Here is an 18,247-nt window from a genome sequence, read left to right on the forward strand (position 1 = left end):
CGCGGGGCTCGGGAGCTCATCCCGTGAGCCCGTCCCGCGAGTCCGCCCCATGCGCCTGCCTCGTGTGCCCCCCGCATGAATCCGTCGCATGAGCCATCCGCCCGAGTACGAGGAGCCCGTCACCATGTCTTCCCCGCCCAAGCCCGCGCCCCGGCCGTGGGACGTTCACCGGCTGCCGTCCGCCGAAGGCAGGGTCTTCCTGGTCACCGGGGGCAACGCCGGGATCGGCTACTTCGCCGCGGAGCAACTCGCCGCCACCGGTGCCGAGGTCGTCCTCGGCAGCCGGGACGCGGCGAAGGCCGACACGGCCATGGCCTCGATCCGCTCGCGCGTCCCCGGCGCCCGCCTGGCGCACCTGCAACTGGACCTCGCCGACCTGTCGTCCCTCAAGACCGCCGTGGACAGGCTGGACCTCGGCCATCTCGACGCCGTGGTCCACAACGCGGGGGTCGCGCTCGACGATCCGCCGCGCCGGGAGACCCGGGACGGCCACGAGTTGATGTTCGGCACCAACCACCTCGGCCACTTCGTGCTCACGCGGTGGCTGGCGTCTCTGCTGTCCGCCGCTCCCGCGGGCCGCGTCGTGACGGTGGGCAGTTTCGCGGCGCGGTCCGAGCGACTGGATGTGGACGACCTGCAGTCGGCGCGTGACTACCGGCCCAAGCGCACCTACGGCCGGTCGAAGCTGGCGCAGATGTACTTCGGCCTCGAACTCGACCGCCGTCTGCGGGCCACCGGCAGCACGGTGCTCAGTGTGGTGGCCCACCCGGGTGGCGCACTGGACTCGCTGACGCCCTCCCGTGCCCCCGTGCACGTGACCACCCCCGGCGAGCGGCTGCGCGCCCTGCCCGCCGGGCTGTTGGTGCAGGGCAAGGAGGCCGGAGCGTGGCCCGTCGTCCGTGCCGTCCTCGACCCGGAGGTCCGGGGCGGGCAGGTGTGGGGGCCGAGGGTCTTCGGTCTGCGGGGCGCGCCGCGGCGGGAGCCCGTCCCCGCGCACCTGGCGGACCGGGCCGCCGCCGCCCGGCTGTGGGCCACCAGCAGTGAGCTGACCGGCACCGATCCGGAGCTCGGCTTCCGATAGGCGCGGACTCCTCGCCCGGCCCTCTGCGGGCCGCCTTCCGCGCGGTTACCGGATCACAGCGCGGACAAGTAGCCGGGCACCTCGATGCCCGGCGCGAGGTCCGCCGCGGGGATCAGGTCGTCGTAGGTCCTGCGCAGCGGGACCACGCCCGTCCAGTAGGGCAGGTCCATGTCCTCGGCGTCGTCGTTCGGACCGCCGGTGCGCGCCTTCGCCGACACCTCGTCGAGGTCGAGCCGGAGGACGGCGGTCGCGGCGAGTTCCTTGGCGTTGGCGGGGCGCGAGTCGGCGGCGCGGCCGGGTACGACGTGGTCGACCAGTGCGTCCAGCGCGGTCCGCTTCTCCTCGGGGTCCGTGACCGGGTGGGCGGTGCCGTGGACCACCACGGAGCGGTAGTTGATGGAGTGGTGGAACGCCGAGCGGGCCAGGACCAGTCCATCGACGTGGGTGACGGTCAGGCACACCTGAAGGCCCGGGTCCTGTTCCTGTCCCTCGTCCTGCCCCCGCGAGGCGGCGGCGTCCGCCATGCGCAGCGGCCTGGACCCCGTCGAGCCGTGCACGTACAGGCGGTCGCCCACCCGGCCGTACAGCGTAGGCAGCACCACGGGGGCGCCGTCGCGCACGAAGCCGAGATGGCAGACGTAGGCCTCGTCGAGTATCGCGTGCACCGTTTCGCGGTCGTACGAAGCGCGCTCCCGCGAGCGGGTGGGGATCGTCCGGTCGGTCGGTGTGTAGGCGGCGCTCTCCGGCGAGGCGGTGTCGGTGCTGCTCGGCGTCGTCTGCATGGCTCTCCCTGTACTGCTGACCCAGTTGCGACAGATATTGCACTAGTGCATAATCTGCTTTGTGCTAGGAGAGTATCGGATCGAAGGCCGGCGCGCAGCCGAGATCGCCGCCAGCGTGGAGCGGGCGGTGGGTGACGGCTGCCTCGAGCCGGGTCAAGTGCTGCCACCCATGCGGGAGTTGGCGACGCGTCTCGGCGTGAATCCCAATACCGTGGCGGCCGCCTACCGCACCCTGCGCGAACGCGGGGTCATCGAGACGGCCGGGCGGCGCGGCAGTCGCGTCCGGGCGAAGCCCGCCACCACCACGCGGGAGCTCATCCGGGTGGACGCGCCGCCCGGGGTGTGCGACGTCTCCCAGGGCAACCCGGACCCGAAGCTGCTGCCCCTGCTCGGCGCGGCCTTCGCGGCGGCCGCGGCGGAGAGCGACCGGCGACCCGTCCTCTACGGAGAGGGCGCCGTGGACCCGGAGCTCGAACACCAGGCGCGGCTGGCCTTCGACGCGGACGGCGTCCCGCACGCCCCCCTGGCCGTCACCTCCGGATCGCTCGACGCCATCGAGCGGGTGCTCGCCGCCCACCTCAGGCCCGGCGACGGGGTGGCCCTGGAGGATCCGGGCTGGGGAAGCCTGCTCGACCTCGTCTCCGCCCTGGGGCTTCGCGCGGTTCCGGTGGGCGTGGACGACGACGGACCGCTGCCCGCCGACGTGGAGCGGGCGCTGGCGTCAGGTGCCCGCGCCGCCGTCGTGACGGACCGCGCGCAGAACCCCACGGGCGCCGCCGTCACCGCCGCACGCGCGCGTGCCCTGCGGAAGGTCTTCGCCGCGCACGAGGACGTGCTGCTCATCGAGGACGACCACGGTCACGGGATCGTCGACCTGCCGCTGCACCCGCTGGCGGGGGCGACCCGCGCCTGGGCCCTCACCCGCTCGACCGCCAAGGCGTACGGCCCCGATCTGCGGCTCGCGGTGCTCACGGGCGACGCCGTCACCATCGACCGGGTGCGCGGGCGCCAGAGGCTCGGGCCCGGCTGGGTGAGCCGGCTGCAGCAGCGCGCCGTCGCCCGGCTCTGGGCCGACGGCGCGGTCGACGCACGCGTGGTGGCCGCGTCCTACGGGCGGCGGCGGGAGGCGCTGATCTCGGCGCTCGCCGAGCGCGGCGTCCTCGCGTACGGGCGCAGTGGCATGAACGTCTGGGTGCCGGTGCCCGACGAGACCGGGGCGGTCGCGCGGCTGCTGCACGCGGGCTGGGCGGTGGCTCCGGGGGCGCGGTTCCGGCTGGGGACGCCGCCCGGGGTGCGGATCACCGTGGCGGCGCTCGGCGACGGGGACATCGTGGCGGTGGCGGACGCCGTCGCCGCGGCCACGGGGCCCGCGCCCGCGCGCCGTTACGACTGACGGGGCGGCCGTCCCCCGGTGGCCGTGGTGGCGCGTGGCCCCGACCCGGCGACGACCCTCGTCCCGCGCGGCCTGGACTGGGTGAGGGCGGCGCCCGCCAGGACGATGACCGCGCCGACCGGTGTCGACCAGCTCAGGGACTCGCCGAGCACCGCGACGCCCGCGGCGGTGGCGATGACCGGGACGAAGTACGTGACCATCTGTGCGGTGGTCGGGCCGACTTCGGAGACCAGCGCGTACTGCAGCAGGAAGGCGACGCCGGTGCCGAGGGCGCCGAGCGCCACGACCGCCAGCAGCGGCACGACGGGGAAGTGCGTCGGCATGGAGGTGAACAGCGGCGTCACCACGGCCAGTTCGACGGACGCGATCAGCAGCTGGCCGCCGGACAGGGAGAGGTTCGAGTGCCCGGATCCGGCCAGCGTGCGGCGCACGTAGATCCAGCCGACCGGGTAGCTGAGCGAGGCGAGCAGCGCCATGGTCATGCCGCCGAGGTCCAGTCCGCTGAAGCCCTGCCACGCGCCGAGCACCGTGAGCACCCCGAAGAAACCGAGGCCGAGGCCCGCGACGCGACGGCGGGTCGGCCGGTCCTCGGAGAGCGCGACGAGGGAGAGTGCCATGCCCCACAGGGGCGACATCGCGTTGCATATCCCGGCGAGCGTCGATGGGATGGTCAGCTCCGCATACGCGAAGAGCGAGAACGGCAGGGCGTTGAGCAGGAACGCCGCCACCGTCAGATGCAGCCAGGTCCGCACCCCGCGCGGCAGCCGCTCCCGCTTCACCACGAGCACGGCGGCGATCACGAGGGTGCCGAACACCAGCCTGCCCAGGGTGACCTGGAACGGCGCGTACCCCTCGGTGCCCACCTTGATCAGCAGGAAGCTGAAGCCCCAGATCAGGGAGAGCACACCGAATCGGATGCGCCAGTCGAGGGCGGGGCGGCCGGACGCGTCGCCCTCGGTCCGCGCGCTGGTGGGGGTGGGGGACGCGGGCGCGGGGGAGCCGGTGGCCGGTGTGGCGGCTGACCGGGGTGGCGGGGTCACGGTGCTCATGCGTCTCACGATGGACCCTGGCGATCTCGTAGCACAAGCGAGTTTTCGTGCGGGGTATCGCGTAGCATCACTTACATGTTGAACCTGGAGCGCCTGCGTACCCTCGACGCCCTGGCCCGGCACGGCTCGGTCAGCGGCGCGGCCGCCGGCCTGCACGTCACGACGTCGGCGGTCTCGCAGCAGATGACGAAGCTGGAGCGCGAGGTGGGCCAGCAGCTCCTGGCCAAGAACGGCCGGGGCGTGCGCCTGACCGACGCGGGGCGGCTGCTCGCCGAGCACGCCGCGCGGATCCTCTCGCAGGTCGAGCTCGCCCAGGCGGACCTGGAGGAGCAGCGCGGCAAGGCGGTCGGTGAGCTGCGGATCTCCGCCTTCCCCACGGCCGCGCGGGGCCTGATGCCCGCCACGCTGTCCGCGCTGCGCGCCGACCACCCCGGACTGCGGGTGAGCTGCCAGGAGATGGAGCCGGTGCCTGCGGTCGCGGCCGTGGTGCGCGGCGACCTCGACATGGCAATCGTCCTGGACTGGTACAACAAGCCGATGCCCATCCCGGAGGGCCTGGTCAAGGCGCCGCTGCTCGACGACCCCGCGGACGTCGCGATGCCCGCGGCGCACCCCCTCGCCGACCGTGCCGAAGTGGACCTGGAGGAGTTCGCGGACGACGAGTGGATCACCTGGGCGGAGGGCGAGTTCTGCCACGAGTGGCTGATGTTCACGCTGCGCGGCAAGGGCATCGAGCCGCGCATCGCGCACCGCGCGGAGGAACACCACACCCAACTGGCGCTGGTCGCCGCCGGTCTGGGCGTGTGCGTGGCACCGCAGCTGGGCCGCGACCCGATGCCCGCGGGCGTGCGCACGGTGCCGGTCCGCCACCGGGTGCGGCGGCACGTGTACGTGGTGTGGCGCGTGGACGCGGACCGCCGCCCCTCGATCAGGGCGGCGGCGGAGGCGCTCAGGGCGGCGGGGGCAGGGCTGCGGTAGGCCTCAGCCGGTTTCGCGCGGGCCCGTGCCGGTTTCCTGCGGGCCCGCGCCAGGTTCCCGCGGACTCGTGCCGGTCTCCCGCGGGCTCGCGCCGGTTTCCCGCGGGCTCGCGCCGGTTTCCCGACCGCCGATGGTGGCCAGTTTCCGGAAGTCCCACGACGCGACCGCGTCCGGTGTCAGACGGGCCCAGGCGTGGCGGCCGTCGTGCGGCATCTCGTCCAGACCGAAGATCTTGCGGGCGAACAGCCGCTCCGGGGCGTCGAGTTCGGGGCATGGCTCGCCGGTGCGCGGCACCTCGCCGACGAAGGTGACCGAACCCGAGAGCTCCACGCCGCGCAGCTCGCCGTACTCCTCACCGGCGTCGACCACCACCGCGACCCGCGGGTCCTTGCGCAGGTCGGCCCAGCGCTTGCTGCGGGTGATCGAGTACAGCCACATCGAGGTGCCGTCCCAGGCGAACCAGAGCGTGCTGACGTGCGGGGCCCCGTCCGGGGACACGGTCGCCACCCGGCACGTGCGTTCCGCGGTGAGGAATGCGTCGAGCTCGTCCGGCGTCATCATGATCCTGCGGCCCCGGCGCTGGGTGACGGCCATGGGTGTCCCTTCCGAATGTCCGAATGTCCGAATGCCCGAATGGCGATCCGGCCGTACGGTCCGTCGTACGTCCGGTCCGACAGTCCTGACTGTGCGTCAGGAACCGTGTGCCTGGAAAGGATGAGGGCTCTTCCTTCGTGGCGCAATGGCCGTTAGCCTCGCGCGGACTCCGGGCCAGGGAGGGCGCCCGCCCGCCGACCGGCGTCCCGGACGCCCGCGACAAGGGGGAGCCATGCCTTCGTACGAACAGCTCAGGGAACTCCTCGACCCGGCCACCACCGCCCTGTTGACCGTCGAGTGCCAGCAGGGCGTCGTCGGCACGGAGAGCGCCCTGCCCGAACTCGCGGCGGCGGCACGGACGTCGGGCGCGCTCGGCAATGTCGCCCGGCTGGTCGACGCGGCCCACCGGAGCGGTGTCCAGGTCCTGCACGCGGTCGCCGAGCGGCGGCCCGACGGCCGCGGGGCCAACCGCAACGCCCGGCTCTTCCGCGCCGCCGAGCGGCTGCCCGTACAGCAGCTCCCGGGCACCGCGGCCGTGCGGATCGCGCCGCCGATCGAGGTCCGCGACGAGGACTTCGTCGTACGCCGCCTGCACGGCCTCTCGCCCGTGGCGGGCACCGACGTCGACCCGCTGCTGCGCAACCTCGGCTGCCGCACCCTGCTGATCACCGGCGTCTCGGCCAACGTCGCGATCCCGAATGCCGTGTTCGACGCCGTGAACCTCGGCTACACCGCCGTCGTACCCGCCGACGCCATCGCGGGAGTCCCCGCCGACTACACGCCCGAGATGGTCCGCAACACCCTCGCCCTCGTCGCCACCGTCACCACCACGGACGAGGTGCTCGGGGCCTGGAAGCGGCCGGGCCGCGCCGGTTGACCGGGCTGTTCGGCCAGGTCTCAGGCCAGCTCGATGGAGTCGCCCGTCACGGTGATCTCGGCCGTCGGCAGCGGTTTCGGCGCGGGGCCGCCCTTGACGCTGCCGTCGGCGACGTCGAACTTGCTGCCGTGGCACGGGCAGTTGATGGTGCCGCCCGCGACGCTCGACATCGCGCACTGTTTGTGGGTGCAGCGGTTGGCGAACGCCTTGAACGTGCCCGCGGTCGGCTGGGTGACCACCACGCCCGCGTCCTCGAAGATCTTGCCGCCGCCCACCGGGATGTCCGACGTGTTGGCGAGGGCGGTGCCTGCGGCGCCCGCGGGTTCGGAGGAGTCCCTCTCGTCGCTGCCGCCGCAGGCGGTGAGAGCGGCGGCGCACCCCGCGGCGCCGAGCGTGGCCATGACGGTACGGCGGCTGGGCCCGGCGGCGGGCCCGGAGGCGGTCTCTTCGGAAGTCGTCATGGCCACTGGTACGCGGCCGGGGGCCGAGGTGTTCAAACCCCCGGGGTCTTACGCCCGGCTACGGCGACGTCACCTGAGCCCGCGCCGATGACGGTACCGGTGCCTGCGCCGGACCGGCCGACGGGGACAGGTGCTTGCTCAGGAAGTCCAGTTCGAACCGCAGCAGGTTCGCCGCCTGGTCCTCCTGGCTCACCAGATGGCTCGCGCCGGACAGCGGCAGCACGGTGTGCGGGCGGCCCGCGGCGAGGAGCGCCGAGGAGAGGCGCAGCAGGTGGACGGGGAGCACGTTGTCGTCGGACATGCCGTGCACCAGCATCAGAGGGCGCCTCAGCCGGTGGGCGTGCGCGACCAGCGAGCAGTTCTCGTACGCGGCCGGTCGCACGTCGGGGTGTCCCAGATAGCGCTCCTTCCAGTGCGTGTCGTAGAGGCGCAGGTCGGAGGGGGCCGCGCCCGCCACCGCCGCGTGGAAGACGTCGGGCCGGTGCAGCGCGGCGCCCACCGTCAGATACCCGCCGAACGACCAGCCGCGGATGCCGACCCGCTCCAGGTCGAGGTCGGGGAAACGCTCCGCGGCCGCGTGCAGCGCGTCCACCTGGTCGTCGAGCACGGGCGTCAGCTGGTCCCCGTGGACGGCCCTGAGCCAGTCGTCGCCGCGGCCGGGCGTCCCGCGCCCGTCCGTGATCAGCACCGCGTAGCCCTGCTCGGCGAACCACTGGGCCACGACCGTCCACCACCCGCGCGTGTGGACCACGAGTTGGATTCCCGGACCCGCGTACGGGCAGAGCAGCACCGGCAGCTTCCCGGCACCCGGCTCGTGCCAGGACGGCAGGAACAGCGCGCTGCGCAACTCCCGCTTCCCGACCGTGAGATGGCGGGGGCGCGGGGACACGACCGGCTCCTCGGCGTGCACGGCGATCCGCCCGGTGGGTATGCCGCCGCGCAGCACGGTCACGGTCTGCCCGTCGGGGGTCCTGCTGTCCAGGACCACGGTGTCGCCCCCGACGGCCGCCGTGTGCACGCCGGGGCCCTCGCTGAGCTGCCGCAGGGCGCCGGTCCCGCCGTCCGCGTGCTCGAACGACCAGACGTGGACCTCCGTCGGCTCGGTCGACGCGGTGAACCACACGCGCTCGCCCGCGGCGGCGAGCACCTCGCGCACCTGGAGGCCGCGCGGCGTGCCCGCGTCGCCCACGCGCAGGCCGCGCGTGCGGCCCGGCGCCTCCTCGAGCCGCACGAGGCGGCCGCTGTCCAGACGCAGCGGCGTGCCCGGCAGGAGCTCCAGCCAGGCGGGGTCGTGCAGGTGGTCGACCACGCGGGTCCCGCCGGTCCGCGGGTCGACCTCCAGGACGTGGACCGAGCGCTGATCGCGGGTCTGCAGCGTGATGAGTGGACCGTGGGCGTCCCAGCGCACCGTGGGGACGTAGTCGAAGGCGTCGTCCGTCCACTCCCCGACGGCGTGGTGCTGCGACGCGCGCTCCGGAGTGATCACGGGGGTCCTGGTGCCGTCGACGCGCAGGATGTGCAGGGACGTCACGGCGTTCGCGGTGCCCGCCGCCGGATAGCGGACGGCGCGCGGCGCCTGCTCCGGGCGGGCCGGGTCCGAGAGCCACCAGACCTGCACGGGGGAGGTGTCCACGCGCGCGACGAGCAGCGCGTCGCTCCGGGGAGACCACCAGAAGCCGCGCTGCCTGCCCATCGACTCGGCGGCCACGTGATCCGCGAGGCCGTATGTGACCTCCGGGTCCTCGGGCTCCGCGAGCGCCCTGTCGCCGCTGCCGTCGGCGCCGACCACGCGCAGGGCGCCGCCACAGACGTACGCGACGAGGGTGCCGTCCGGCGACAGGCGCGGGTCGACGGCCGGACCCGCCGTGCGGATGCGGCGCGGCGGGCCGCCGTCGGTCTCCACCAGCCAGAGCGCGCCGGCCAGCGTGAAGGCGGCCACGCGCGCGTGGTGGTCGGTCGCGAAAGCGACCACTCCTTGTGACGCCTCCCGCGCGCGCTCCCTGCGGACCCGCTCCGCCTCGGGCACCGGCCCCGAGTCGCCCAGTGCCACCGGGTCGGCCAGCATCCGCTCGGCGCCGTCCTCGTACAGCCACAGCCTGCCCACCGGGTCGTCGCCCGCGGTCGACCGCACGAACAGCACCCGCTCGCCGTCCGGGGAGACCGTGAAGCCGCGCGGCACGCCCAGCGAGAACCGGCGCGTGCGGGCGAACTGCCGAGGAAGATCAAGTGAGTCCATGCCGCGCACTCTAGGCAGCGGGGCACGTGATCGAACAGCGCGCGACCGGCAGTAATCTGGGGCGATGCTCAGCGAAGTCACCGCGGTCCGCTACGTCACGCCCCTGCGGGAGGGCGGCTCGCTGCCCGGGGTCGTCGAAGCCGACGACGACGGCAGGTACGGCACGTACGTCATCAAGTTCACCGGCGCGGGACAGGGCCGCAAGACGCTTGTCGCCGAGGTGATCTGCGGTGAACTGGCCCGCAGGCTCGGCCTGCGGGTGCCGCGGCTCGTGGGGATCCGGCTCGACCCGGTCCTGGGCCTCGGCGAGCCCGACGAGCGGGTGCAGCAGCTGCTCAAGGCGAGCGGCGGGCTCAACCTCGGCATGGACTTCCTCTCCGGAGCCCTCGGCTTCGACCCGCTCGCCTACGAGGTCGACCCGGCCGAGGCCGGGCGCATCGTCTGGTTCGACGCCCTGATCAACAACGTGGACCGGTCCTGGCGCAACCCCAACCTGCTCCGCCTGCACGGCGACCTCTGGCTCATCGACCACGGCGCGAGCATGATCTGGCACCACAACTGGCGCACCGCAGAGGCCTCGGCCGCCAAGCCGTACGACGCGTCCGACCACGTCCTCGCCCCCTACGGCCCCGACATCGCGGCGGCCGCCGCCGAGCTCGCCCCCCTCGTCACCGAGGAGCTGCTCACCGAGGTCGTGGCCGAGGTGCCCGGGGAGTGGCTGGCCGACGAGCCCGGCTTCGACGGCGCGGACGAGGTGCGCCGGGCCTACGTGACGGCCCTGCTGCCGCGCGCGGCGACCATCCACGAACGGATCGCGCTGGGCGAGCCGCAGCCGAAGGGGGCCGTCAAGTGAGCGAGCGGGACGTCTTCGAGTACGCGCTGGTGCGCGTCGTGCCGCGGGTGGAGCGCGGCGAGCAGTTCAACGCGGGCGTGGTGGTCTACTGCCGCGCCAAGTCCTTCGTGGCCGCCCGCACGCACCTGGACGAGGCCAAGCTCCTCGCCCTTGACCCCGCGGCCGACGTGCCCGGCATCCGGGCCGCGCTCGGCGCCGTCGAGCGGATCTGCGCGGGCGGGGCCGCCGCGGGCCAGGCGGAGCGGGACGACGCGGGACGGCGCTTCCGGTGGCTGATCGCGCCGCGCTCCACGGTGGTCCAGCCGGGGCCGGTGCACACCGGTCTGACGGCCGATCCCGAGGCCGAGGTGGAGCGCCTCCTTGACCTGCTGGTGCGGTGAGGGGCCACGCCTTCCGGACCACCTCCGCGTCACACCTTCCGGTGGGCCGTTGACACCCGGTGCCAGGGCTTCTAGCGTCTCGTCCAGCTGAAGGTACTAAGCGGTCGCTCACCATCGGGGCGTACCGTGGGCCGCACCCCAAGAGCCGTATCCAAGGGCGAGGAGAACCAGCATGTCCACCACTGAGCAGCGCGTCGCTGTCGTGACAGGCGCAGCGCGAGGCATCGGCGCGGCGACCGCAGTACGGCTCGCCGCCGAGGGTCGCGCCGTGGCCGTCATCGACCTCGACGAGGCCGCCTGCAAGGACACCGTCGCGCAGATCACCGCGGCCGGTGGCAAGGCGATCGCCGTCGGCTGCGACGTGTCCGACGAGGCCCAGGTCGAGGCCGCCGTCGCCCGTATCGCCGAGGAGCTCGGCGCGCCGACGATCCTCGTCAACAACGCCGGCGTGCTCCGCGACAACCTCCTCTTCAAGATGAGCGCGACCGACTGGGACACGGTCATGAACGTGCACCTGCGCGGCGCCTTCCTGATGTCGAAGGCCTGCCAGAAGCACATGGTGGACGCCAAGTTCGGCCGCATCGTGAACCTCTCCTCGTCCTCCGCCCTCGGCAACCGCGGCCAGGCCAACTACGCCGCCGCCAAGGCCGGCCTGCAGGGCTTCACCAAGACGCTCGCCAAGGAGCTCGGCAAGTTCGGTGTCACCGCCAACTCCGTCGCCCCCGGCTTCATCGTCACCGAGATGACGAAGGCCACCGCGGAGCGCGTCGGCATGGGCTTCGAGGACTTCCAGGCCGCGGCCGCCACCCAGATCCCGGTGCAGCGCGTCGGCCGCCCCGAGGACATCGCCAACGCCATCGCCTTCTTCACGGGCGAGGCGGCCGGGTTCGTCTCCGGACAGGTCATGTACGTGGCCGGTGGCCCGCTCAACTGACCCGGAAGACCTGGGAGGCAGAGGACATGGCTGTGCAGGACAGTGGGAGGGCCGCGCTCGTCACGGGCGCGAGCCGCGGCATCGGATACGGCATCGCGGAGGCGCTGGTCGCCCGAGGTGACCGCGTCTGCATCACCGGACGCAACGAGGACGCCCTCAAGGAGGCCGTCGAGAAGCTCGGCTCCGACCGGGTCATCGGCGTCGCGGGCAAGGCCCACGACGAGGCGCACCAGGCGGCCGCCGTCGAGCGCGCGATGGCGGCGTTCGGCCGGGTCGACTTCCTGATCAACAACGCGGGCACCAACCCGGTCTTCGGCCCGATGGCCGAGCTCGACCTCAACGTGGCCCGCAAGGTGTACGAGACCAACGTCATCTCGGCGCTCGGCTTCGCCCAGCAGACCTGGAAGGCCTGGCAGAGCGAGCACGGCGGCGCGATCGTGAACATCGCCTCCGTGGCCGGCGTCTCCGCCTCGCCCTTCATCGGGGCCTACGGGATGAGCAAGGCCGCCATGGTCAACCTCACCCTGCAGCTGGCGCACGAGTTCGCGCCGAAGGTGCGGGTGAACGCCATCGCGCCCGCGGTCGTCAAGACCAAGTTCGCCCAGGCGCTGTACGAGGGCCGCGAGGAGGAGGCGGCCGCCTCCTACCCGCTCGGCAGGCTCGGCGTGCCGGAGGACATCGGGGGCGCCGCCGCGTTCCTCACGTCCGGCCAGTCCGACTGGATCACGGGCCAGACACTCGTGGTCGATGGCGGCATCTTCCTCAATGCGGGCGTCGGCTGACGAAGGCCGCGTACCCACCGAGTGCGCCGCTTTCGGTGACGTACACCCACATCAAGTGCCCTGTCGGCGTTCCGAGTTGGACCGGCAGGGCACTGCGATATTGTCTCCCGATTCCATGGCATGGCCGATCGAGGAGCGTGCGCGTGTTCAGTGAAGTTCCCCCAGCCAAGCGGACCAGGGGTCTGCGACCGGTGGCGGCGATCGCGTCCATATCCCTGCTCGCCGGCTGCGGGGTGCTCTCCTCCGAGGGGTCGGACGACGAGGACCGGGTCACCGTCGGCACGATGAGCGCGCCGAGCACCCTGGACCCGGCGAAGGCCTGGGACAGCTCGTGGGAGCTGTACAGGAACGTCTTCCAGACGCTGCTCAGCTTCCCCTCGGGAGCCACCGAACCCGAGCCGGACGCGGCCCGGTCCTGCGAGTTCAGCGACGCCTCCAACACGGTCTTCACCTGTGAGCTGCGGGAGGGCCTGACGTTCTCGGACGGGGACGCGCTGGACGCGGCGGCCGTGAAGTACTCCTTCGACCGCATACGGACCATCGGGGCCAAGAGCGGTCCGGCCGGTCTGCTCGGCTCGCTCGACAAGGTGGAGACGAAGGGCGAGCGCACCGTCGTCTTCCGGCTCAAGAAGGCGGACGCGACGTTCCCGTTCGTGCTCGCGACGCCCGCCATGTCGATCGTCGACCCCGCCGAGTATCCGGCGGACAAGCTCCGCGAGGGCAACGCGATCACCGGCTCGGGGCCGTACACCCTCGACGCGTACGCCGCGAACGAGAAGGCCGAGCTGGTCAGGAACGACAAGTACGAGGGCGCCGCCGACGTCAAGAACGACGCTGTCACCATCCGCTACTTCAAGAAGTCGTCGGCCATGATCGACGCCCTCAAGAACAAGCAGATCGACGTGACCTTCCGGGGTCTGGCCTCCCAGGACATCGTCGAGATGCAGGGCAGGGGCAGGCGCGAACAGGACATCGAGCTCGTCGAGGGCTCGGGCACCGAGATCCGCTACCTGGTCTTCAACACCAAGGACCCGTGGGCGCGGAAACTGCCCGTGCGCCGGGCCTTCGCGCAGATCGTCGACCGCGGGGCCATCGCCCACAAGATCTACAAGGACACCGTCGAGCCGCTGTACTCGATGGTCCCGCGAGGGCTCACGGGCCACGCCACCGGGTTCTTCGACGACTACGGAGACCCCAGCACGGCCAAGGCCAGGAAGATCCTCGCCGACGCGGGCATCCACGCACCGGTCCCGCTCACCCTCTGGTACACCACCGACCGCTACGGCTCGGCGACCGAGTCGGAGTTCGCCGAGATCAAGCGGCAGCTGGAGAGCTCGGGGCTGTTCAGGATCACGCTCAAGAGCCGGCCCTGGACCGAGTTCCAGGAGGGCTACAGCAACGGCGAGTACCCCGTGTTCGGACGCGGCTGGTTCCCCGACTTCCCCGACGCGGACAACTTCATCGCGCCGTTCGTGGGCCCCAAGAACGTCCTCAACACGCCGTACCCGTCGAAGGAGATCACCGACGAGATCCTGCCGCGCGAGCGCAGGGAGGCGGACCGGGGCGCGGTCATCGACCAGTTCGAGCGGGCCCAGAAGATCCTCGTCGACGACGTCAGGCTGCTGCCGCTGTGGCAGGGCAAGCAGTACATCCTGTCCAGCGAGGAGATCGCGGGCGGCGAACGCGCCCTCGACCCCTCGGCGATCATGATGATGTGGGAGCTGCAGCGCAAGACCAGCTGGTAGCGGGCCGGGCGGCCGGTCCGGTTGTCAGTGGGCGCCGGTAGGTTCTGGGGTGAGAAGTGACCGCACACCGGAGGTTGTTGACGTGACCGACATCGCCATGCTGCCCGCGTCCTGGCGCGGAGTCCTCGGCGAGGAGCTGCAGAAGCCCTACTTCAAGGAGCTCACCGAGTTCGTCGAGGAGGAGCGGGCGAAGGGGCCTGTCTATCCGCCGCGCGACGAGGTCTTCGCCGCCCTCGACGCGACGCCGTACGACGGGGTGAAGGTCCTGGTCCTCGGCCAGGACCCGTACCACGGCGAGGGCCAGGGCCACGGCCTCTGCTTCTCCGTGCGCCCGGGCGTGAAGACCCCGCCCTCGCTGCGGAACATCTACAAGGAGATGAAGGAGGAGCTAGGGCACCCCGTGCCCGACAACGGCTATCTGATGCCGTGGGCCCAGCAGGGCGTCCTCCTGCTGAACGCGGTGCTCACCGTCCGCGCGGGCGAGGCCAACTCCCACAAGGGCAAGGGCTGGGAGAAGTTCACGGACGCGGTGATCCGGGCGGTGGCCGACCGCCCCGACCCGGCCGTCTTCGTCCTGTGGGGGAACTACGCCCAGAAGAAGCTCCCGCTCATCGACGAGGAGCGGCACGTCGTGGTGAAGGGCGCGCACCCCTCGCCGCTGTCCGCGAAGAGGTTCTTCGGCTCGCGCCCCTTCACGCAGATCGACGCCGCGGTCGCGGCGCAGGGCCACGAGCCGATCGACTGGCGGATCCCGGACATCGGCTGAGGTCTTCGGTCCGAGGCCTCCGGTCCGAGGTCTCCGGGCTGGGTTCTCCCGGCCGAGGAGGCCGGGAGCGTCACCGGCCTGGCCCAGCGCCGGAGGCGAGCGCCCCGCCCCGCGAACGTGCCTGACCGTGATTGTCGGTGGTGGCCGCTAGCGTCGTGAGGGATGGGGGCGACGGCCGCACGACCACGGAGGACCCGGTGACGGAGCAGCAGGAGCAGACGGCGGAGGACGCGATGATGACCCGCATCGGGCAGGCGGTCATGCTGCACCACGGCGGCGACCGCGAGGAGGCGCAGGACCGCTTTCTCGGCCTGTGGGGGGAGATCGGCGAGGACGGCGACCCGCTGCACCGCTGCACGCTCGCGCACTACATGGCGGACACGCAGGTGGACCCCTCGGACGAACTGGCCTGGGACCTGCGGGCGTTGTCGGCGGCCGACGAGCTCACGGACGAGCGGCTGAACGAACACCACCAGTCGCTCGCCGTGCGCGGCTTCTACCCCTCCCTGCACCTCAACCTCGCCGCGGACTACGCGAAGCTCGGCCGCCCGGAAGCGGCCCGCAGCCACCTGCGCCGGGCCCGCGGCGCGGTGGGCGCCCTGGAGGACGACGGCTACGGCAACGGCATCAAGCAGGCCATCGCGAGGCTGGCGGCCGAGGTGGGGGAGGGGAGCGAGGAGGAGTAGGCGGCGGGACCCGAGGGCTCGCCGAACGCTCAACGGCCGTATGTATGGCGGCAGATGACCGCTTCCGGGCTGTCCGGGCGCCACTTGCCGTACGCCTCGCCGAGTGCGCACACATCCGTGCCGGAGGCGGCGGGGGCCGTCCTCGGGGCGGGGCGGGTGGCCCCCGCGTCGGGCCGTGGTGGCGGAGGCCTGCGGGCCGGGGCCGCCGGTGGGGGCGCCGGGTGGGTGGAGCCGGGCGGGGGTGCCTGCGGCCCGGTCCCGGGGCGGGTCCCGGCGGCCGCGTCGGCGTCGGCGTCGGCCCGGCGGGAGGCCGGGGGGCGGGGCGGGTCCATGCGTTCCAGCGCCTCACGGGCCGGGGCCTGCACGGCCCGCGGCCGGTCCGTCCCCGCGGTGCGGGGCGTGGGCGGTGCCGCGGTGGCCGCGGCGGGCCCGGCGGGCCGCTCGACGCTCACGCACCCGGAGACGGCGGCCGAGACGGCCACGGAGACAAGGAGCGCGGCGGTGGCGGACGATCGTTGCACCCGCACAACTCTGCTGCGCCCGAAGTCCGTTGGCGGGCCAACTCCGGGCGTGTGCCCCGCACGGGTGACGTGGGGGCCGGGGCGGCCGGGAGCGGCGAGGGGCGTGCGCGCGTGAGCGTCCGCTGTCTTCCCCCTTCAGGCGTCCAGCATCCCCCGCAGCAGTTCCCCCACACCCCTTCGAAGCTCATCCAGGGTCGGCACCGTGGCGTGGTAGGAGCCCGCCACGCACGAGAACATCAGGCCGTCGCACCACGCCACCAGGGAGAGCGTGTGGAGCTCGGGGGTGGGGGAGCCCGCCGCGCGGAGCAGGGCCTCCAGGGGTTCTCTGAACTGGGCGCCCGCCGCGTCGTAGTAGGCGCGCAGCTCCGGCCTGCGGGTCGCTTCCAGGGCCAACTCGTAGCGCGACACGAGGAGTTTGCGGTTGTCTCCGGTCAGGTAGCGGTGCAGGGCGAGGGCCAGACCGGCGACCAGCTGATCGCGGCCGCCCGCCGGGTCCGGCAGCTCGGCGGGGTTGAGCACGGCCGCCTCGCGCTCGGCCTGCCGCCGTACCGCCGCCTCCAGCAGGGCCAGCCGGGTGCGCGCGTGGTTGGACGTGGAGCCCTGTGGCAGCCCCGCCGTCTCGTCGACGGCCCGGTGGGTGAGGCCGCGCATGCCGCGCTCCGCGAGCAGGGCGAGGGCGGCGTCGGCGATGACTTCGGTGCGGGGAGCCCCCGCGCTGCGTACGGACATGGCGGAGACCTTACCGTGCTCACTACATATGTAGTACGGTCTTCCCATCGCTCACTACACATGTAGTAACGGGTGGGCGGCACGCTCGCGGCGGCCGCGTGCGGCGTCCCGGAGGAGGAGCCATGAACCAGCAGCCTCACGCAGTCGTCATCGGCGGTGGCATCGGCGGACTCGCCGCCGCCATCGGCCTGTGCGCATCCGGGTGGAGCGTCACGGTCCTCGAACGTGCCGCCTCCCTGGAGCCCGTGGGCGCCGGCATCGGGCTCGCCCCCAACAGCCAGCGCGCCCTGGACGTCCTCGGCCTCGGCGACCGGGTCCGCGCCCTGGCCGCCTGGCAGGGCGACGGCGGCGTACGAGCCCGCGACGGCCGCTGGCTGGTGCGCACCAACGCCGCCGAGACGCAGGCGGCGTACGGCGGAACCCTGGTGATGCTGCACCGCGCGACCCTCGTCGACCTGCTGGTCGCCGCGCTGCCCGAGGGGGCGCTCCACACCGGCACCCGGGCCCGCCTCACCGACCCGGGCTCCGACACCCGCCGCGCCGTCGTCACCACCGGCGAAGGTGACATCGAGGCAGACCTCGTCGTTGCCGCCGACGGCATCAACTCCGCCGTGCGCACCGCTCTTTTCCCGGACCACCCCGGGCCCGTGTACGCGGGCTTCACCGCCTGGCGGCTCGTCGTCCCGGCCCCCGAGGGGACCTTCGCGCCGCACGAGACCTGGGGCCGCGGCGGCGTATGGGGCACGCAGCCGCTCAAGGACGGCAGGGTGTACGCGTACGCCACCGCACGCCTCCCGGAGGGCGGCAGGGCGCCCGACGGCGAGAAGGCCGAGCTGGAGCGCCGGTTCCGTGACTGGCACGACCCGATCCCGCGGCTGATCGCCGCCGCCGACGACCAGGGCATCCTGCGCAACGACGTCCGCCACCTGGCCACACCCCTGACCCACTACCACCGCGGCCGCGTCGCGCTCCTCGGCGACGCCGCGCACGCCATGACGCCGAGCCTCGGTCAGGGCGGCAACCAGGCGATCGAGGACGCCGTCGTCCTCGCCCACCACGCGGTGCCGGGCGCCGGCCTCACCACGCGCCTGGCCGGATACAGCGCGGCGCGCGTCCCGCGGACCACGGAGATCGTCCGCCGCGCCGCGCGGGCCTCACGCCTCACGCACCTGACCGCCGCCCCGGCCGTCGCCGCGCGCGACGCCCTCGTAGCGACCGTGACGAGGCTCGCCCCGAACTCCGTCCTGCGCAGCTTGTCCGCCGTCACCGACTGGCGTCCGCCGCAGCTCCCGTCGGCGGCCCATGGTCACGTGTGACGGAGAACATGGGCTTCAAGGGCGCCCTTCCGCAACCGCGGGCGGCGGGGAACCGGAGGGCAGCGCCGCCGCCCCTGTGGGCAA

At 73.1% G+C, this 18,247-nt stretch carries 18 protein-coding genes and 1 pseudogene; 12 read left to right on the forward strand and 7 right to left on the reverse strand.

Features of this window, described 5'->3' with window-relative positions:
• Positions 1–124: 124 nt before the first annotated feature.
• Positions 125–1,081, forward strand: coding sequence for an SDR family NAD(P)-dependent oxidoreductase (locus ACZ69I_RS11060; protein ID WP_470832033.1), 957 nt, complete (start codon positions 125–127; stop codon positions 1,079–1,081).
• Between the two features lie 53 nt (positions 1,082–1,134).
• Here ACZ69I_RS11060 and ACZ69I_RS11065 read toward each other — a convergent pair whose 3' ends face one another.
• Entirely contained in the window at positions 1,135–1,863 is a 729-nt protein-coding gene (locus tag ACZ69I_RS11065) for a pyridoxamine 5'-phosphate oxidase family protein (protein WP_470831625.1), read from the reverse strand.
• A gap of 61 nt (positions 1,864–1,924) precedes the next feature.
• Here ACZ69I_RS11065 and ACZ69I_RS11070 point away from each other — a divergent pair, with 61 nt between their 5' ends.
• Entirely contained in the window at positions 1,925–3,256 is a 1,332-nt protein-coding gene (locus ACZ69I_RS11070) for an aminotransferase class I/II-fold pyridoxal phosphate-dependent enzyme (RefSeq protein WP_470831626.1), read from the forward strand.
• Here the strand turns inward: ACZ69I_RS11070 and ACZ69I_RS11075 are convergent.
• On the reverse strand, positions 3,247–4,305 hold the full coding sequence (locus ACZ69I_RS11075; RefSeq protein WP_470831627.1) for a DMT family transporter: 1,059 nt from the start codon (positions 4,303–4,305) through the stop codon (positions 3,247–3,249). The two genes, ACZ69I_RS11070 and ACZ69I_RS11075, sit on opposite strands and share 10 nt — an antisense overlap.
• 75 nt (positions 4,306–4,380) lie before the next feature.
• On the opposite strand from ACZ69I_RS11075, the gene ACZ69I_RS11080 reads away from it, so the two are divergent.
• Positions 4,381–5,283 carry a LysR family transcriptional regulator gene (locus tag ACZ69I_RS11080; RefSeq protein WP_470831629.1) on the forward strand — a complete coding sequence of 301 codons (903 nt, stop codon included), beginning with the start codon at positions 4,381–4,383 and terminating at the stop codon, positions 5,281–5,283.
• 132 nt (positions 5,284–5,415) lie between these two features.
• Here the strand turns inward: ACZ69I_RS11080 and ACZ69I_RS11085 are convergent.
• Positions 5,416–5,877, reverse strand: a pseudogene (locus ACZ69I_RS11085) (pyridoxamine 5'-phosphate oxidase family protein); the annotation flags it as partial.
• Between the two features lie 232 nt (positions 5,878–6,109).
• Between ACZ69I_RS11085 and ACZ69I_RS11090 the strand changes: the two are divergent.
• Positions 6,110–6,754, forward strand: coding sequence for a cysteine hydrolase family protein (locus ACZ69I_RS11090; protein ID WP_470831630.1), 645 nt, complete (start codon positions 6,110–6,112; stop codon positions 6,752–6,754).
• 20 nt (positions 6,755–6,774) lie between these two features.
• Here ACZ69I_RS11090 and ACZ69I_RS11095 read toward each other — a convergent pair whose 3' ends face one another.
• On the reverse strand, positions 6,775–7,215 hold the full coding sequence (locus ACZ69I_RS11095) for a Rieske (2Fe-2S) protein (RefSeq protein WP_467676377.1): 441 nt from the start codon (positions 7,213–7,215) through the stop codon (positions 6,775–6,777).
• Between the two features lie 58 nt (positions 7,216–7,273).
• Entirely contained in the window at positions 7,274–9,451 is a 2,178-nt protein-coding gene (locus ACZ69I_RS11100; RefSeq protein ID WP_470831633.1) for a S9 family peptidase, read from the reverse strand.
• A 64-nt stretch (positions 9,452–9,515) separates the two neighbouring features.
• Here ACZ69I_RS11100 and ACZ69I_RS11105 point away from each other — a divergent pair, with 64 nt between their 5' ends.
• From ACZ69I_RS11105 to ACZ69I_RS11135, 7 genes are all read left to right on the forward strand, one after another.
• Positions 9,516–10,304, forward strand: a complete 789-nt coding sequence (locus ACZ69I_RS11105) for a HipA family kinase (protein WP_467676373.1) — start codon at positions 9,516–9,518, stop codon at positions 10,302–10,304.
• Complete coding sequence (locus ACZ69I_RS11110; RefSeq protein ID WP_470831635.1) at positions 10,301–10,684, forward strand: DUF3037 domain-containing protein; 384 nt, start codon at positions 10,301–10,303, stop codon at positions 10,682–10,684. Before ACZ69I_RS11105 ends, ACZ69I_RS11110 begins: the two co-directional genes overlap by 4 nt.
• Positions 10,685–10,856: 172 nt before the next feature.
• On the forward strand, positions 10,857–11,618 hold the full coding sequence (fabG, locus tag ACZ69I_RS11115; protein ID WP_467676369.1) for a 3-oxoacyl-ACP reductase FabG: 762 nt from the start codon (positions 10,857–10,859) through the stop codon (positions 11,616–11,618).
• Between the two features lie 26 nt (positions 11,619–11,644).
• Positions 11,645–12,400, forward strand: a complete 756-nt coding sequence (locus ACZ69I_RS11120) for an SDR family oxidoreductase (protein ID WP_467676367.1) — start codon at positions 11,645–11,647, stop codon at positions 12,398–12,400.
• Positions 12,401–12,537: 137 nt separating this feature from the next.
• Positions 12,538–14,145, forward strand: a complete 1,608-nt coding sequence (locus ACZ69I_RS11125; protein ID WP_470831637.1) for an ABC transporter substrate-binding protein — start codon at positions 12,538–12,540, stop codon at positions 14,143–14,145.
• An 82-nt stretch (positions 14,146–14,227) separates the two neighbouring features.
• Positions 14,228–14,911 (forward strand): uracil-DNA glycosylase, encoded by a 684-nt coding sequence (gene ung / locus ACZ69I_RS11130; protein ID WP_470831638.1) that lies wholly within the window; start codon positions 14,228–14,230, stop codon positions 14,909–14,911.
• Positions 14,912–15,108: 197 nt separating this feature from the next.
• Entirely contained in the window at positions 15,109–15,597 is a 489-nt protein-coding gene (locus ACZ69I_RS11135; protein ID WP_467676360.1) for a hypothetical protein, read from the forward strand.
• Between the two features lie 29 nt (positions 15,598–15,626).
• Here the strand turns inward: ACZ69I_RS11135 and ACZ69I_RS11140 are convergent, their stop codons facing one another.
• Positions 15,627–16,118: a hypothetical protein gene (locus ACZ69I_RS11140; protein WP_470831640.1), complete on the reverse strand. Its 492-nt coding sequence runs from the start codon at positions 16,116–16,118 to the stop codon at positions 15,627–15,629.
• A gap of 135 nt (positions 16,119–16,253) precedes the next feature.
• A complete protein-coding gene (locus tag ACZ69I_RS11145; protein WP_470831641.1) occupies positions 16,254–16,847 on the reverse strand; it encodes a TetR/AcrR family transcriptional regulator in 594 nt (197 codons plus the stop codon).
• Between the two features lie 122 nt (positions 16,848–16,969).
• Here ACZ69I_RS11145 and ACZ69I_RS11150 point away from each other — a divergent pair, with 122 nt between their 5' ends.
• Positions 16,970–18,163 carry an FAD-dependent monooxygenase gene (locus ACZ69I_RS11150; protein WP_470831643.1) on the forward strand — a complete coding sequence of 398 codons (1,194 nt, stop codon included), beginning with the start codon at positions 16,970–16,972 and terminating at the stop codon, positions 18,161–18,163.
• Positions 18,164–18,247: the final 84 nt, after the last annotated feature.

The sequence above is a fragment of the Streptomyces sp. NPDC036815 genome, assembly GCF_055609205.1.

Excerpts from the sequence above, each read along its gene's own strand:
- ACZ69I_RS11150 (WP_470831643.1), top strand. The coding sequence starts at position 16,970 with ATGAACCAGCAGCCTCACGCAGTCGTCATCGGCGGTGGCATCGGCGGA.
- ACZ69I_RS11105 (WP_467676373.1), top strand. The coding sequence starts at position 9,516 with ATGCTCAGCGAAGTCACCGCGGTCCGCTACGTCACGCCCCTGCGGGAG.
- ACZ69I_RS11100 (WP_470831633.1), bottom strand. The coding sequence starts at position 9,451 with ATGGACTCACTTGATCTTCCTCGGCAGTTCGCCCGCACGCGCCGGTTC.
- ACZ69I_RS11075 (WP_470831627.1), bottom strand. The coding sequence starts at position 4,305 with ATGAGCACCGTGACCCCGCCACCCCGGTCAGCCGCCACACCGGCCACC.
- ACZ69I_RS11065 (WP_470831625.1), bottom strand. The coding sequence starts at position 1,863 with ATGCAGACGACGCCGAGCAGCACCGACACCGCCTCGCCGGAGAGCGCC.
- ACZ69I_RS11145 (WP_470831641.1), bottom strand. The coding sequence starts at position 16,847 with ATGTCCGTACGCAGCGCGGGGGCTCCCCGCACCGAAGTCATCGCCGAC.
- fabG (WP_467676369.1), top strand. The coding sequence starts at position 10,857 with ATGTCCACCACTGAGCAGCGCGTCGCTGTCGTGACAGGCGCAGCGCGA.
- ACZ69I_RS11120 (WP_467676367.1), top strand. The coding sequence starts at position 11,645 with ATGGCTGTGCAGGACAGTGGGAGGGCCGCGCTCGTCACGGGCGCGAGC.
- ACZ69I_RS11095 (WP_467676377.1), bottom strand. The coding sequence starts at position 7,215 with ATGACGACTTCCGAAGAGACCGCCTCCGGGCCCGCCGCCGGGCCCAGC.
- ACZ69I_RS11080 (WP_470831629.1), top strand. The coding sequence starts at position 4,381 with ATGTTGAACCTGGAGCGCCTGCGTACCCTCGACGCCCTGGCCCGGCAC.
- ACZ69I_RS11060 (WP_470832033.1), top strand. The coding sequence starts at position 125 with ATGTCTTCCCCGCCCAAGCCCGCGCCCCGGCCGTGGGACGTTCACCGG.
- ACZ69I_RS11090 (WP_470831630.1), top strand. The coding sequence starts at position 6,110 with ATGCCTTCGTACGAACAGCTCAGGGAACTCCTCGACCCGGCCACCACC.